The 17089-nt window shown below is 59.8% G+C and carries 5 protein-coding genes and 1 pseudogene; all 6 read right to left on the bottom strand.

The annotated features are described in order from the left end of the window. Nucleotides 1-93 precede the first annotated feature (93 nt). A pseudogene (locus QA634_RS07490) lies at nt 94-300 on the bottom strand (transposase domain-containing protein); the annotation flags it as partial. Between the two features lie 69 nt (nt 301-369). Further along, the gene (tnpB, locus tag QA634_RS07485) at nt 370-726 is read right to left on the bottom strand and encodes an IS66 family insertion sequence element accessory protein TnpB (RefSeq protein WP_012331393.1); all 357 of its coding nucleotides are present in this window, start codon (nt 724-726) and stop codon (nt 370-372) included. Continuing rightward, complete coding sequence (tnpA, locus tag QA634_RS35795; protein ID WP_415926914.1) at nt 723-1118, bottom strand: IS66-like element accessory protein TnpA; 396 nt, start codon at nt 1116-1118, stop codon at nt 723-725. Before tnpA ends, tnpB begins: the two co-directional genes overlap by 4 nt. A gap of 277 nt (nt 1119-1395) precedes the next feature. After that, nucleotides 1396-1551, bottom strand: a complete 156-nt coding sequence (locus QA634_RS07470) for a hypothetical protein (protein ID WP_168169140.1) — start codon at nt 1549-1551, stop codon at nt 1396-1398. A gap of 505 nt (nt 1552-2056) precedes the next feature. Next, nucleotides 2057-7948 carry a hypothetical protein gene (locus tag QA634_RS07465; protein ID WP_012331391.1) on the bottom strand — a complete coding sequence of 1964 codons (5892 nt, stop codon included), beginning with the start codon at nt 7946-7948 and terminating at the stop codon, nt 2057-2059. Then, entirely contained in the window at nt 7945-16227 is an 8283-nt protein-coding gene (locus QA634_RS07460) for a hypothetical protein (protein WP_150108599.1), read from the bottom strand. The genes QA634_RS07465 and QA634_RS07460 overlap by 4 nt, the downstream gene beginning before the upstream one ends. Nucleotides 16228-17089 lie beyond the last annotated feature (862 nt).

Here is a 17089-nt window from a genome sequence, read left to right as displayed (position 1 = left end):
ACCGCTTGAGGTCGGGTGGTCGTCCCTCAGAATGTTGGTGATTGAAGTCAACGGCGTCAGGTTTGGGCCTGCGCCAAGCATCATCGAGGAACGGGCGTGGCCAGCGGCCTCGACCTGCTCGGCCTCCTCCAGACCGAGCAGGAGTTGGTCCTCGGGCAGGCTCTCGGCGCGGCGCCCGAAGCGGTGACGCTGCATGGCCTTGATGATCTGGCGCAACCGCTCGTTCTCGGCCCGCTCCTCGGCCAGCAGCGCCTTGAGCGTCTCGGGATCGTCGGGCGAGGGTGAAGCAGAGGCAGCCACGAAGCCGATTAGAGCAGATCCATCAGCTACTTACCAGCGTGGCGGACCTGCGCTCCCAGCTCTTTTTGTTTACCCTGCCACCCTCGGCACGGTCACCTTATGGGCCTCGTGCACGCGCTTCCAGTTCAGCCCTTCCAGGAGCGCGGAGAGCTGGGCCGCCGTGAGCCGCACGACGCCGTCCTCGATCCTGGGCCAGCAGAACTGGCCGGCCTCCAGACGCTTGGCCACGAGGACCACGCCACTCCCATCCCAGAACAGAAGCTTGACCCTGTCCGCTCGTTTCAAGCGGAACACGTAAACGGTGCCGGAGAACGGATCGGTGCCCAAGGCGTCGCGCACCAGCACGGCTAGCCCATCAGCGCCCTTGCGGAAGTCCACCGGCCGCGTCGCCAGCATGATGCGGACCACGCCGGAGGGCCCGATCATGCCGGGGCCTTCAGCGCCCGGATCACTGCCGCGATCTGAGCCTCGCTCGCCTCCGGCCCGACCCGCACCGTCGCGCCCGCCACCGCGATCTCGATCCCCGCGAAGGCGGCGCATCGAGGTGGACGGACGCTCGCCTCGACGTGCGCCAGTGCCGGCCGGTCCGGCACCAGCACGGCCGGCACGAACTGCAGCTCGGCCGTCATCGCCTGACGCGCCAAGCGCCGCCACGTGAACAGCTGCGAGGCGCTCAATCCATGCCGGCGTGCCACGGCGCTGATTGAGGTGTGGGACGCCTCACTCTCAGCGACGATGGCGGCCTTCTCCGCCTCTGACCACGTCCGCCGCCGTCCGGTCCCGGTGAACAGCTCCAGGCGCCGCACCGGCTCCGACATAGCCATACGCCCTGACATCGACATAGGACGGAGCTCCCCACCCGCTCCGTATCCCACGCTCAGCCGAGCGGCCGAAAGGTGCCTCCAAGACGACGATTACCTCCGAGCCGCCCTCGACCAATCGCAAGGAGCAGCGTGAGCAGGCGAAGCCCGGCCACGAGGCCGAAAGACAGAGGTCTCCTCATGTGAGGTCTCATGCCAACGGGCGTTGCAAATGACCGTTGGTTCCGCTTTCAAATTTTCGCCAAGCCAAAGGCTTGGCGACAATTGAGATCGATCAGCAGCCCGATGCGTCAGCATCTTGGCGCGTCGTTATCATAAGCTGAATGGCGTCGAGCCGCAGGCGCACATGGCTGACGTCACCACGCGCCTCGTCAAACTTCACTTGAACAGCCGTACCGATAATACTGCTGCCCTCGACCTGTCCGACCACGCAAGCCCTCAGCGCCGAAGCCTGAAAACACTTCCTTACGCCGGAAATGCCGCCAACGCACCTCTATTGGGTCTAATCATAGGGTGTATTTAGGCTCCACCCTAACTGGTCTTGACCGTATCGCTTGGCCGATATCGCTTGGCTCAGCCTCTCGGAGGCAATGTAATCTCTTCATCGCCACATCCGGATACAGTTCCTCGACCGTAAGTCCAGCACTTCGACTGATCGGATAATGTTCTATCATACTGACTCGCAGCTTCCTGGCAGGCTCGTTTACGAGACGAGAACGGTCCTTTGAAATCCTCGCCGATCGGCGCCGCCGTCTTGAGTTGCACGTGGCAAGCCCGATTGCTCGTTTCGACTCTGAGCATCCAATCAACAGCCTGAGAGTTCTCGGTGCTAATCAGCATAACTCCAAAAACCAGGCCGCACATCGCGCAGATCTGTTTCATGGGGCTTCTCCATATCCGTCCTCAGTAGGGCCTTAAGCGAGCACAGGGATAAGCTATGTTATCCGCAGTTGGTCCAGCGACACACGAGCAACGAATCGCGGGCCGGTATCGACGAAATCCATGTCCTTGAGCGTACAGTAACGCGGTTCGTCAGGATAGCTCGCAGGTCGTAGGCGATCGACTTCTTCGGCGAAAATTGACCAGAGATGCGCCCGATATTCGTCCTCCCCGACGCTGAACCTCGCTGTCCAAGTGGCGCATTGCGATCCGCAGTCCGGATCTGTCGGTTTCGGCCCCTGGCAAATCAACTCGGAACCTGGCACCTCATCGCCCTGTTCGCGTCTGCGCCTGATAAGGGTGAAATAAACCCGCGGCGCTTGCGCCGACGACGATTCGGGATGCCCGTTGTTGTCTCCAGGAGGAGAAGACGACCCTTCAACGGTCGCCGTGATGACGACTGCATTCTCAGCTGCATCGAGGTAAGCCATTGCCTTTAGGACGCGGGCCGGCATGATCTGCACCCACTCGGTGATCGGTTCGGACACCTGCACCGCCCGTGGCGCATGAGGCTGGTACCGCACGAGACCTAAGCGCACAAAAGGATAGACCGCTCCGCAGGGATTGAGTTCGATATCAGCATACCAGATTTCCTGATCTGGATCAAAACGAGGTGCATAGGTGATCAGCGACACCGCCATGAAGCCGCCAGGTGGCTGCGCCGCTCGCGATTCAGCGACTTCACGGTCTGTTGGAACGGGCATCAAGACGTCCCTGATCAGAAGGGCGTCCTTGATATGCGACTCGCTCGGGCCGCGTAGACTAGCCGCGTCCATAATGACATGCGGAAAGTTGTCCTTTGAGAGGAGCCATCCCTGAACCCCACCCTGTGCTCGGACTGGATCGGCGCCCCACCGGGTTACCCAAGGGCCACCGGGACCAAGGTCCGCGTCCTGCAGCTCTAAGATCTCGCTTCCGTCGCGCGGCAAATTCCGCAAGTCGATCGGTGCGCGGTCACCGGGAGGTGTCCTGACTTGGTCATAGCGAACGTTGCCTACGTTGTTCTCAAAGAGATTCGGCGGCCAGATCACAATCCCTAGCCGCTCGCCCTCGCCGGAAGAGAACCAGGGCCGCTTGGCGCGCACACGAGCGCACATCGACCGCGAAACAGAAACCGGAGACACCATGGCGTGAGCCGGCGCGGGAGTATTGTCACTCCAGTAAAAAGAAGGAATCGGGCTCAGCGAAGCAACCCGCGCCGGGCGAACGGTCGCCGGAAGCCAGCACGCGTGCAGGACAGCGCCATTCACGGGGCTGTTGTCCTGCGGCTCTTTACCTCTCGGGTCGGCCGTTATAGCTTTTGGTTTCGTGAGCGCTTCCGGAAGCTCGTCATAGCGCGTCCGCAAAGAGCCAGCATGGCGCGACACGGCTAGTGCGAAGAGCCGGATATAGCGCGCCTGGGCATCGATGAAGGATTTTGGCCGCAAGGCCCGCAAGGGTGGATCGCCAGCCTCCGGCTTCGCCTTCTTTTCCAGCGCCCACGCTTTGCGTTGCACATCGAGCAGGTCGAGCCGAAGCACGGGCCCGTTTCCGGGAGTGAAGCCCTCGATCCGCAGGAGTGTGACGAATTCCAGCTCGAACTGGACTGATCCATCATCGGCGGGATCGAAGCCGAAGAGGTGCTTGGGACTCATAAAGGTCTGAGAGTCTGGCTTCGGCCACAAACCGCGCGCCCGATCTTCTCGTGAGCGACCGCGCTCCGGATCATCGAACCACCCGCGCGCCGCGGCGGCTCCACTCGCCCATATCTCGACAGCTTTGGTACTCGGACCGTGGATTATCAGAGAACCGTCGATCAGAACGTCGACGGCGCCCGGCATTGCGCGCTCTTCGTCCCAGTTCTCGACCGAGCAAACAGCGTTGTTGGGCAGGTCTTGTTTTAAGCAGTCGTTTTCGTTCATCAGAATCGCGTCGATCGCGCCTGTGGCGACGCGCAACATCCGCCAAGGGCGATCCGCAGGAGCCTCAGGGGCGCGCTGAGGCAGGTCGACGGCATGCACAGCCTCGATTTCGGTATAAGCCGAGATTTCCGGGACCGGGCTTTCAAGCATCCGCGTTCGAATCGCATCCGCCAGTTGTGCTATTCGCGCCGGTCCAGGAAACGGAAGCCCCCAGATACTCTGTCCTTCTGTGGCGTCCTCAGTGCGCACATCGCTTATGGGCGGCAGCTGAATAGCTGTTAGCTCTTCGATTCCAGTCGTGAATGCGCGATCGATGTCCAGGGACGAGTTGGCCTTCATCGCAGTGCCGCTGGTTTTTTTCGCATTCCCCAGACCCCGCGCTACTGCTAGGGCAGGCAACGTTCCACCTAGCGCAAACATATGTTGGAGAAATTGCTGTGTCGGCGCGCACCAGCACCGGATCAAGGCCTCCTCGCCCGGCCCCAAAGTCACCTTTACATGGGCAATGGGAATCAATCGGCCGGGGGCAGGGGTATGTGGAATGCGGCCGTAATCCGTTCTGTTCTCGACCTGGATCAGCGGCCCGAAGCCTGTCCCACGCACAAGGTCGAGCACGACCGGAATCGCGTCTGGGTAGTCGGGTGGTGCTGGCCCATTGAAATTGCGCGCATAAAGCGGTAGTGATTTCACATCGCGGCGGCGTGGTTCCGACGCTAGATTCTCGCCGCGCACCGACACTTCAATAACCAGAGTCACAGCGGCCGGATCGGGATAATACGGCTGGCGCTCGACCTCTGTCTCGCGATCGCGCGGCAGCGGCCTGAAGACAGCCGCTCCCGAGCGGTCTGTCTGCGATTCGTCTTCCTTGAAGAATCCCACGGCGCTCCATCGGAGTTCCTGGCCAAAAACGCGTGGACCCACGCCCTTGATCTGATGCAGTATCTCACCTTCGTCTGTCATCGGTGCAGGTTTGAGCACCGGACGCTTAAGCTCGGGCAGGACATTACCGACCGAGGTCCTCGCCCGGTAAACTGGAAAGCCACCCCAGGCAGCCCGGTAATCAATCCCGCGCAGGCCGCCACGCGGACGCGACGTCACGACTCGCTGACGCCACGCGACACGGACGGCGCCCCAGACGGGCCTCGGCGCGCCATCCGGATCAGGCTCGCTCACAGGAACGTACTCGACCTGCTCTGTTTCGCCGTGGACCTTGTGGGTATCGTAATCGCGATCGTCATGAGGATCCCGCAGCACACGCGGCTCGACCATTCTGATGTCCCGCTCGATGTCCCTGCCCGTCTTGCCGCGGAAGGCGTCATGTAGGGCGGCAAAATCAAGCGATACTGAGGGCGCCATAACGATGCGGCGGTCGAACCCAATTCCTGGAAGAGTTTCGTCTTTACTCCGATCCTGCAGTCCGGCAATACGCCGGTTACCGTCATCGTTGAGGCTGCGCACAATCATCCGGCCCGCCTGCGGAACCGGGAAACGGCCCTTGAGAAGCACTTTGCTGTGGGTCTTCTCACCCACGAGAGTCCCGAACATCCAGTCCGGGACAGCGATCGTGGGTGCCTCGATCCGCTCATGGCGGCGAAACTGAATTCCGGACGCTATCAGCCCGCCTCCGTAACTCTTCTCATAGTGCCCGAGCGCCCGGTTGAGTGGCATGGACACGCCCCCGCTAAAAACGGCACGCAGGCCGAAATGGTAGCGCCAGCCAAATCGGAGCGGCGGTGGCGTTAGGGCGTGCTCCGTCGGCAAGTTGTAGGTAATGTCGATAAGAAGATCGTGATGGTCGAGAGGGTATGTCTCGACTCCGCAATGGAGGCCCAGCGGATCGCCACGCCACACGCCGATCACTTCTTCCATAAAAACGGTGGTCCAGGTGCGGTGTTCTTCAGCAACGCTGGCGCGGATTTTTGGCAGACTCCAGTCGCGCAGCGCCGCCGGTGCCTGTAAATGTGCGTCGTCAGCGTCACGCCGCGCCGCCGAATCGGGGTAAAGACTTGTAATTAAGCCGTTCAGGTCGCGCGACGGTACGTTGCGATCAGCGCCTTTTGTCGGGTAATAAGCGACCGTCCGATGCATTAGCGTGTGCCATCGCTTACGCTTAGTGTCCTTGCTGCCCACCTTCGAGCCGGTGTCACGCACGCCGACGTCCAGCTTATATCCGGCCGTCAGGTCGGAGGCGTCGAGTACAACGTTTTGCGGTGTCCCGTTATCCTGAGCGCTCTTGTACCGGCTCTGTTGCGTGTGGGAATCCATGAACCGGTCGATCCCATGCCGCTGGCGCCACCGGTCGATAAGGGCGAGGCCGCCGCCGCGCTGCGTGCCATTACGATCTTCCTGGAGATCTGCGACGACCGAGAGGGGCAGCAAATCCGCTTCTTGTGCTAGAAGGAGCATCTTTTCAGCGTCACGCTTCTGCTTTTGGTCTTCACTCGCAATCGCCGTAATTGGATCAAGGTCGACAACTTGATAGCGCGGCTCGGTTTTCCAGTGCTGGCCAAGATCGATAATGCCGTCGATCTGATCTGCAATCGCGAGTTCACGGAAAGCCAGCTTTTCGCATTCGTTGCACTGTTGACATGCCGCCGAGTTCGGATTTGCGCACTTTTGGCCGCAGATATCCTCGTCCAAGTTCCTGGCATGAGTGTCGATCTCCTCGCGCGCGCATGGAAGGAAATGCCCGGCCGCTGCATCCTTGCTTTGCGGAAGACGGAGCTTGGCAGTACTCCAAAGTTGCGAGCCTTTCTTCATCCCGGAATCTTCGACTGTTGCAAATCTAAGGAGAAGGAAACGCGCGTATTGTCTGACCGGCTCGGGCAATTCGTCTGAATTTTGCGGATTTCTGTCTAAAACAGTTTCCTCATAACTGTGTGCAGCATCCGTTTTTTCTCTGAGTACATCAACTGGACATTCGAAATCGACCACGAACCGAAACAGGCGACCGAGAGAAGGATTGGCCTGCAAGGTAAAAAGACGACGCCGCGCGAAGGCGACTGTTTCGTCGTCCTTCGGCGGTTCCGCCGGACCGCCATGGAAGTCCGGCGTCGTTGAGGCGAGCCGGTAGGCCGCAATCGCCTCTTTCTTGGGATCTGGATCCGGTACATCCGTGCTTGGATTGTTGTCACTGAAATGAGCCGCAACGTCCAGAGGTGTTCGAGAGAGAAGCTGTTCGTGAGCTTTCACAAGTGCACAGACGGCTTCCTTTGATGAGGTTGCGTTCTGATATTCTGCTCGCGCTGCCGCCAAGTTGTCTGCTCGGCCACGACTCTGCTCGAGCTTGTTCCAGTCTTCAACCTCCTCCGCTAATTTCACAATCTGTTCTATTTTCAAAGGCGGCTGGCTGCGTGGCCACGGACCAACGCGGTTCTTCGTCCATTCTTCAAGGCGAGCGCTGACCGAGCCCGAAGCTTCGGCCTCGGGCCGCGTCCGCACCAACCTCTTTTTCAAACGCGCGGCCGTGTGGGCCGCGCGCTCAAGGGTCAGTTCCTTAGCGATCTTGTCGCGCCCGGTCCCGTGAACGTCGGGCGTTATCGTCTGGCCGTGCGACCCTTCTTTCGGCCGCCAAGCGGCGTCGAGCGGATCCTTTAACTCCGATCGAGTTTTCGGATCGAGAGCGGCGCCGAGCGCCTTGAGGCCTTCCTCACCACCCATCACGTCGCGCCAATAAAGCATCAGCTTATCGAGGTTGTCAGGAGACCCGATCCGCCTCAGCCTTTCCTCGTACGTGATTTTCGTAGTGGAGCCTTCGAAAATTTCCTTCGTGCGCCAGCTCTGATGTTCACCGAGCGAGATGATCTCAAACCCGCTGTGGAATCTTAGCAGCTTGTTTTCGATTTCGGCGGGCCATTCGGCCAGATCGTATTGGCCGCTCTCCTTATCATAGATCGGAATCAGGACGAGCGTGAAGCGCGCCCTGTCCCCAAAAATCCCCGCTGCGACCACCTGCGCAGCGACACTTACGGGAATTTTCTCTGTCATGCTGGAAATCCGTCAATCTCTCGGTCGAAGTAGGTCTGGTAGGCGAGCCAGTCTTCCTGCTGCGAGCGGGCGAGGGCCCTCACGATGGCGCCAGTTTCGCCACTGTCCTCTGCGGCAAAAAGCGCTACCCGGGTGCGCGCTCCGGAAAAGCCCTGCCCCATGCTCCTTTGAACACCAACTTGATACCGGAATTTTGCGAAGCCGATCGAAAACGAGAAGGCGAAGACGGCCGAACCTTGCATGCTGCCGCCCAACTGGTGTGACAAGCGCACAACAAGCGTGGCACTGATGGCGAAACACGCGATATGCGCCTCGCCACCTGCAAAAAAGAAGCCTTCGATGATGCAGCCCTGACCGCGATCGGTGTTGAACGTGCGCAGGTAAATGCCTGAGGAGAGGCGTCCGTGCCCGCTTAGCGGACCGAATTTGAACGCGCCGCCACCGCCGAATTCGAATGACGCCGCGAACGACAAGATTCGCTGCGCGTCTGCATGGAGCGTGAGGAATCCGCCCCCGATATAGGGCGCGACTGAAACGAGGACCGGGCGGTCCTCGCGCCCGATTGACGCAACGAAACTTGCTTTGTCGTTGTTGAATGGTAGGAAGCAGGCAGCATTGAGGGAAACATTGACGAAGGAGAGCGTGCCGATGGAAATGATGCCGAGGTCGAGGCTGTAGCCGGCCTCAATCCCCGGCGTCCCGCGGCTTGGCCTGACATAGGGCCCACTGCCACCCGGATTGATCAATGCTTCTAGAGGCTTTAGAAAGGCAGCGCTGGGTCCGAGTTCGAAGTCCTTGTACATAATGTTGAAGTCGGATCCTTTGTCGCTTTCGGTAACGAACTGAGCGCCGTCGAAGAGTAGTGCCACAATCCCGAAGAGATTGATGTCGAACGGGTCCAGCCTGCACGTCGCCGTGAACCGTGGCGGCACGCTAATCTCGAGCAAATTGTAAACCGCGCCCGCGGAAAGCGTGATCTGGCTACCCGGCCGTGGGAGAAAAATTGGAGGCAGTTCGACGAGTTCACCACTCAAGTCGTAATTGAGGACAACTCTGGCCGGAACAAGCTCTTTTATTTTTTCCTCGATCCGGCGCCGCGCGCCTTCAAGATCGACAATCCGCTTAAGGTCACCACTCAGCACGGCGGCCGCGGCATCCGCAAGTCGCCTTGCGAGAACCTGGGCAGAACCATTGTTGAGCGTCCAGGCGACGAAAAGGCCGCTCATTGCGCCAAGATCATCCGGCCCGAGCCGCTCTGGAGTCTTTAATCTATTTTCAAGACTCCTCAGCTGATTTTTCTCGGACGCTAAATAGTCGGAATCGAGAGGGTTTTGCTCGTCGAGAATGCAACTAAAATTTATCCTTGTTGGGTGAGGACATGGGACGATAAGCAGATTACGGACCTTTTCAATTGTAAGATCGGCGAGTTCATCGCCGATGTCTCCTTCCGACGCCTTGCCTGTCGCCCCGCCGCCCAGTTTTCCCCATGCCGCGCTGCGTGCCTGAACTAGTGTGCTTTGGCCCTGGCTAAAGAAATTTATGATGGATGCCAAAGCAGTGGGCACGATTGAGACCATTTTTTCGAGGTAAGGCGCGCCAGATATCAGGAAAGACGCCAGGTCGCCTAGTATTTTCTGCTCAATGCCGTTGACGATCTGGTTGCGGACCTCCTCGACACCTTTGGACAGATTGGCGACAGCCGCGAGCAGCTTGCGGAGGTACTCTTCCTCTACGCTCGTTGCGTCGCTGACTGCGTTTTGAAGTGCTGCAATCAAACCATCTACCTTGTCCTTCAGCAGCCGCGCGGTGGCCTCCGCATCGGTGATGACCGCAATCACTCCTGCGATCCGACCGGCAGCTTTAGGGAAATCGGTCTGCAGCTTCGCAAGAGCTGCCTTAGTCTCAGCGAAAACCTCGCCCGAGCCGACTTTCCCAAGTGCCGTTGCAGAGATAGCGGCATTCCCTAGCTGCAGGCTTGCTCTCGCGCTCTCTCTCGCCGTCCTGATCAACTCGCTGCGCGCGGTCTTTTCCTCGGGCGTTGCGTTGCCAATCTGTGCAAGGAGGTCCTGGAAGGCATTTCCTGCAGCAAGTTGGTGGCTACTGCCGAGCGAGATCAGAAAATCATTCAAATTAAGCAAATACGTGCTGCGCAAACGCGCGAGCGCGGCGAGCGCGTCGCGCGGCAACCGGTCTGACTCGGGCGTCTCGCAAAGATCGGCCCTGAGGCTGAGGAGCGATGCAGTTGAACGATCCCGCACCGCTGCGATTTTGGAGAAGATGTCAAAGCTACCTTTGAGCCCATCTCTAATCGCATCAAATTTGTCGGCGAGACCCACCTGTACCAGAGCGGGTCTCGCTGTGTCGAAAGCGTCCTCTGTCGCCTCCCAGACCTGGTTCAGATCGCCGACCTTCTGCGGCGCGAACTCTCTTACCGCCGTCAGTATCATATCTACGAACTTGCCGCAGAGAATCTTGGCTTGGTCTAGACTGTCGTCGATCAGCGGCCAGACAAGCTCGAACGTGTTTCGAGTGAGAATCTGGAAAAGGCTGAGTAATCCGCTGATCGAGGATTGATCTCTTTCCACCCGATCAACGATCTTATCCGCCGCGTTTAAGAGAGCGGTGATGGCATCGAGCGCCTGCTCATATGCTAAGCCTTTGATGCGCTGGCCTTTTTCCGCTGCGTCGAGCCAATCGCGATAGGCATCATTCAGCGCCGCCTTGAGGGTGCCAGTTGCACGACCGATCGCTATCTGCATCTTCTCGTCGAACCGGCTTTCGAGTTCATTCGCCGCCTCGTCCCGACCAACCTGGACCAGGATCGTGAAGAAGTCAGGGTTGTTCGCCGCCGCCTCAGCGAGAACTCCTTCCACTACTCGGTCTAGGGCTTCAGCCTGGCTGAGATCGGGGATTGCATGCGCGCCGGGCAGGGCGAAGACCAACCGGCGCCACGGTCTGAATTCAGCAGCCGAAAAAAGGTTCAGGAGTTGGGCGTGAAGAGCCTCCGTCAGGCTCAGTAATTCGGTCTTAAGTCTGCCCTCGACGGTGCCAACGATCGCTCTCGCTGCTTCGATCAGTTCTTGAATCTCTGTTGTGAAAGCCTCTCGGATCGCCTCGTGGACGGGCGCCAGCGGATCGTTCGCTATGCGCTCGATCGCAGCTATAAAGCGACGACCGGTCCCGTAAATGGCTGCAAATGCGGCAAATAAGGCTTCAATATCGCGCACCGCTTTGCTTGAGGAGATCGCCTCATCGAGCGCTTTCGCCAGTTCCCGGTAGGCGCGGCCGACATCCGGATAGAGCAGTTCAATTCGCGAGAGCGCTTGTTCTTCGTCAAAGACCACGTCAGCTTTCTTGACCGCTTCGAAAAATTGGAGCGCTAATGTGCGAAGCGCAACCCGCATCGGGATCAGCATCCGGTCGCGCACTTTGGCGACTGCAGCGCCCGCTTCGCTGGCGGAAGCGGCTTGGGCGTCCGCCAGCAGCGCCGACGTATACTGAGTGACCTCTTTGAATTGCGGAGCGCCCGACAAGGCCTCTGAGAGAAACTTGATTGCGTCTCTCAGATTGATGACACCTAGGATTTTGGCGTCACTGTCGAAAAAATTCTTCGGGTCGGCTTTTTTCTCCAGTTCGAAAGAGGCAGGCGGCAAGTCCTCGGGGCTGGGGATCGCCTCTTGCAACCTATTGAGCAGGCTTTCGGCATAGGAGTTGTTACCGACAGGCCCGCGGCTGCGCGAGATCGCGACGAGGTTGGTCTTGGGCCGCGTCGCGCCACCGGTCCTATCACCGGCCGAGCCGGGATCGAGCGAAACAGCCTTAAGAAAGTCGAGATAGACGTCGGTCTTCGCCCCCAGATCTTGGCCGGTCTGTTCGACGCCCAGACTCTTTTTCGACGCGCTCTCCTCGTCCTTCGGAAAGCCATAGGCGAGGTAACGGCTGTCAAAGAAAACCTGGATCAGGTCGGTCTGACGACCGACGAGCCGGTCGACTTGTGCGATGCGCACGCTGCCTTTCGACATGGTCGGGTAAAAAGGCGGCTGATCGACACCCTGCAGCAGAGGACCGAAGTCAAAATTGATGTTATGAAAGGTGAAGCCGCCATCATCCCTGAGCGTCGGCGCAGCATTCTGTCGACCTTCGGCGCCAATCTCCCATCGTTCGGTCTCAAAGCTCGTGCCGTCAGGCTCCGTTTCAGGTGCGTAGCGCCGCTTACCGCCGCCGAGCCACAGTACTCGCCGCGGGTCAGGTTCATCGCCGGATTTCAGTGCGTTGTAATATTCGGTCAGAGCCCGCATTGTTTCTTGATTGTTTGCCGCATCATACTGGACGAAGATCAGTGGCATGCGCGTGCGCCCCCCACGCGAATCGATCTGCATCTCGAGCTTGACTTCGCCGCCGCGCCCCTGACGCACGCGTGGCCAGAAAACCAACTGATCGCCTTGGCCGAGGAAAAGGCGGCCGTTCTTTCCCTCGATCCCAGTTGAAGGCTGCTGGTCATCTCTCGGGTTGAGAATGTCAGGGGTGTCGCGTGTCAGGATCTCCAGTTGCTCGACCGGCCAGCGGCGGCCACCCTCGGGCTGCGCCAGTGCAGGATAGCCTTTGGCCGGAGGACCACAGCGTAGGAACTGGCGCTGCACCAGAAACGCGACTGGGCCATCAAAGATACGGTCGGGCCCGCGGGCCACGAACCGCCGTTCTGTCACGGTGATGAAGGAGACGCGATGCCCGCAGGGGAACCAGAACCCCTTCGCGACGACATCGACGTGGATGTCACGGCCAAGACGGGTGTCTTGGCGCCAGCGTTCGATCGAGAATGCCTTGAACAGGTCCTGGCCTTCGGAGCCGCCGCCGCGAAGCTTAATTCTGGCGGAAGCCGGCGGTACAAACGCTGTGTCAGAATCGAAACTGCCGCCAAGGGCAGTGAGGGTGAGCTCGCCGACCCCGATCGGCTGCGAACGGTAAATGGCAGAACGGTCTTCTGCGGGGCCTCCCTCTTCAAGCGACTCTTTTATGGCGTCGCGAACCCGGAAGCCGGGCGGCGGGGCGAATTGGCTTCCGTTAGGCGCGATCGTTCCGTCCTTGTTGACTCGTCCGCGGACGGGCAGGCCATGCAGTGAAGTTAGCGCCACCAGCTGGTGTCGGTCATTTGCGTCAAGCCCGGCGCGAAACCGTTCGGGGTCTTTTTCTCCGGGTTGTTGGCCCGGCTTGGGATAGGTTGGCTCCTTCGGCTTGTATTGATCGCGCTCGCTCACCTCGCGGGGCATAGCCCAGGGCGCCCACCCTCCTCCTTGGGGTCCTCCCAGCGTCGCATCGAGCAGCGCCTCGGGCCGGAAATCCGGCGACCACACCGCCCGCAGGCTTGAAGACCCAGGCAGGTCGTCGAGCTGCGCGAACCAAAGCGGGACGGGGCCGCTGCGTGCGGTATCACTAGCGGCCCTGAAAGGCACTCTGCGCGGCAGGCCTAGCGGTGTGCGCCAGGCGGCGTCTTGCGCCGGTGATAGAATGAGACGGAATGGAATCTCGATTGAAGTCTCGAACGGGGTCGGCACCTTCATGCCAGCCGCGATTTCCGCCATGCGCTGCGGTCCGGTGATTGTTCCGAGGCGCGCCAGCGGCGTCGGACAGTCGCTGAACTTTTCCAGAGCGCGCCCTTCATCGTGCCGTACGGCCCACGCGTCGCCGCGCGTAAGGCCCTGATGCAGCAGCTTCGCCGCTTCGTCTCGCGTTTCCTGCCGCGCCCAGCGCGGCGGCAATCGGCCATTGGGAATATCTTCACCGCTCTTTGTCCAGCCGGGCAACGGCTCGAAAACTTTTTCAGCGCGTCGGACCACGGCAAGGTCAAATGCACCCCAATTCGTCAGCGCCTCGATTGTGAACGGAAATGCGCCAGCGGGCTCTCCGTCCCGATTGTCCGGCCGTCCTCCTTCGAAATCGTCGGCGGGAACGCGGAAGACTAAGCGAGAAGGACCGGAGATACGCGCCTCCGCCGGAATAACAAACGGTTCCTCAGGCTCCTGGAATGGGTTCTCACTGCTGGTACCGCCGCCGATCTGCGCACTTTGCGCAAGCCTCCGTGCGACGCGGCGCGCGACCCGTGCCGCCTCAATGTCGAGAAATGCTGGTCCGACATAGATTTTCTGGTCGTCCGGGATGTGAGCTCGATTTCTGTTTTCGTCCCCTACGACTTCGGCGAATGTATTAAAAAACGCCACGTAATCTTGATCTGCTTGTGCGATTTGCTTGTCGGAGATTTCGATTCTCTTCTGAACTCTCTTGCTCAACGCCTTTTCGTTGCGAAGAAGCTCCGCATCTTGCGGCGTGACCTCCGTCCCGGCCGGAGGCGCAGGCAAAGGCGGCTCCGCCGGCCACTGGCGAAAGAAGGCGCGCTCGGCGATATGCTGCGGCGGGAACTCCACCACTATCAGTGGCCGCGGGTCCGGCCGTGACTGGTATCGGCCAGGCTCGATCGCGGCGGGCTGCCTGTCACCGCATATCAGCGAAACATCCGGATTGGGCCGCGGCTCGCCGTTCGGGATGAAAGCAGCGAGGCGCCGGTCGGGCACAATCCGCCATCCAACGTTTTCCTCGTATTCCAAGACGAGATCTTGGAACCGGTATTTCAGGGCAAGGAGATCGGCCGGCCGGCGCACCAGAAGCGCTGCGCGGCTCAGCGACAGGCGCGCGGGCAGGCTAATCCTGCCTGTCGCGCCGACATGAACCAGGCATTCGGCTTGCGGCGGCTCGGTCGAGGGCGCCGGCCGGCCGCTCCAGACGTGTCGCAGCGGCAGTCCGGCGATGTAAAAAAGACATTCGGCTTCGTGGAAGATGAGCTGGCTGAACAGGCGTGCGGCGCGACGCCCGGCCGCCCCTTTAGAGACCGCGGGATCCAACTCTCTTTCGCCGGACATCCGTTCGCTAGCGACCGGAATCGCCGCATCCTGCAAGGCGAGCGGCGCCGCGAAATGGTTGAGCATCCGGCCGGTACGCAGTCCCGTGCCGCCGATTCGGATCACGGGCACCCGGGCGGAGACGCCAGGCCTTGGCGCGATCGCTGGCAGCGGGGCGGCCATGAAACGACCGAAGCGCGTGTCGATCCGCATTTTCCTGCTAGTGGGCGTGAGCGAGGCAACGATGCGCAGTCCGCCACCCTCTCCTTTTGCACGCCAGAGTGCTCCCTTGAGATTATCGAAAATGGTTTCGGTTCTACCGGTTGGGCGCTGCAATGACAGCGTCATGCGGATGCGCAAGGCGAAGACTGGATTGCCGTCCCCCGAATTCCGCCAGCCGAGAAATGAGGACTCCGTCCCATCGCGGAGTGAGAGGACGCCGCTCTCTCCAGTGCTTGCACGGCCGAGATCGACCGTCCCGCTCCATGCATGTTCGGGACGGGCCCGAGCCGTCTCTATATCGTGCCGCACAAGGGCGTAGAGGATTCTTGGAGCGAGTAGCTGCTCCTTCGCCAGCGGCGAGTGTGGTGCTGGCTTATTTTCCTCCGGCGCTGAAGACAGAATGCTCTCGGGCGCCGGTGGCGCGCCGTCGCCCGCAAACAGCGCACGAACGTCCTCCCGCTCCGTGTCACGCCCTCTTTCGGAGCGATTGAGAAGGAACGGCTCGGCTGCGTCGCCACCCGCGCTGCCAGAGAAGATAGTGAAAAATGTCTCCCGGAATCGCAGCGATACGCCCTCATCTGGCAAGGCTCGGAAGAAGTTCTCTCTTGCAGCAGCCCTCTCCGCCTCACGCGTCTCCAGCTGCTTGCCGGCGCGAAGAATCCAATAGCCGGCGTGGTGGAAAATAAGTCGAACGTCGCGCGCCTGTGTCGCGTCGAAGCTCCCGCCAAACAGTCCTTGGACGAACGCGGAAGCCTGCTCTTTCGTCAGAGATCCTGATATCTCGCCCGCTCCCTCTTCCTGCTTCAGGAAAGAGACAAGTCGGTCTGTTCTCAGATTGATGCTCTGGCCGCGGCGAAGTGTCAGGATCAGCGCCGGCTCGCGATTGGAAGACGAAGAGTTTTTGTGTGGATCGTAGGCTGGGGTCCAGTTGATGCTAATGCTTAGGCCGAACTGGTAATCAGCCGTCAATGCACATCGGGCAATCTCGGCGCTCCAGCCCTCATGCGTGCGGCGCAGAACGAACCGGCCCAGCCAATTGGGCAGATCCGGGTCTGCGAAGGTGGAAGTACGTAAAATCCATTGATGTCGCTTTTCATCCTTCCCAGATTTTTCCACCCAGGCGACGCTCAACCCGCGCCGTGTTTGGTCTTCGTAGGTGACATCCAAGTATGGCCTCATCGCTTCGGCAGAGGCGAGCGGTGCGGCCACAAACGAAGCTCCAGTGCCGACTAGAACGTCTCGACGGGTCACCAGCCCGCCGCTTCCCACCGCGACGTGTAGATCACGAGTAGTAGAATTTCGCGAGTCGCACTTTGCGCTACCATCCCCACGTAGGTCGCGATCATCTGTCATCTGGTGCCTCGCTTCTCACCGTTCTCCAGCAGTAGTTCGCTGCAGTCTGACCGACATAGAACCGAAGAGGTACCGCTACGTCTCAAACGGCGGCAAATATGGGGCAGTGCGGGCCCGCCTGGGCAGCGTGATTAGCGCACGCGTACTCGGCTATTGGTAACTTTTGAACTTACTACGACGCGGAGGCACAACGTTAATTCACGTCAGGATGCCGCCGCGGAAATTCTGTAATAAACACACGACTGGCCTTCAAAGCTCACATAATCGCCGCATCTTGAATTTGTGTGCGCATAAACTCTTGCACCTCGTGGTGTCGCTGGACTGTGTAGAACCATAGCGTGCTCTTTGCTGAGGCCAAACCAACTAGGTATGAAGCAGAAATCGCCCTCTCTGGTCTCCTGGTGGCTTCTAATCTGGGTTACGTTAAGATATTCCTCGACAGAGTTATGAAATGCTGCTGCTAGATCATTCACTCTGATGCATAGGCCTGATGCGCAATCCGCCGACGGTACTTTTACAAAGACGCCGGATTTATTTAGCGCGTGGGCCACGAAGTGTGTACAATCTAAAGAAAAGACATTGTCTGGACAGTCGTTAGTTGGAGGCGAACAATTAGATGCTAGATATGCCTTCACCGGCGGCCACGAGTAGCGGAGACGCTCGGGAAGGGGATTCC

This window comes from Methylobacterium sp. CB376 (assembly GCF_029714205.1).
Classification (GTDB): Bacteria; Pseudomonadota; Alphaproteobacteria; order Rhizobiales; family Beijerinckiaceae; genus Methylobacterium.
Note: the sequence above shows the minus strand (reverse complement) of the source record. Positions and strands in the feature narration are given on the sequence as shown.

Bases quoted from the DNA above. Each gene is read 5' to 3' on its own strand.
- tnpB (WP_012331393.1), bottom strand. From the start codon at position 726: ATGATCGGGCCCTCCGGCGTGGTCCGCATCATGCTGGCGACGCGGCCG.
- tnpA (WP_415926914.1), bottom strand. From the start codon at position 1,118: ATGTCGGAGCCGGTGCGGCGCCTGGAGCTGTTCACCGGGACCGGACGG.
- QA634_RS07465 (WP_012331391.1), bottom strand. From the start codon at position 7,948: ATGACAGAGAAAATTCCCGTAAGTGTCGCTGCGCAGGTGGTCGCAGCG.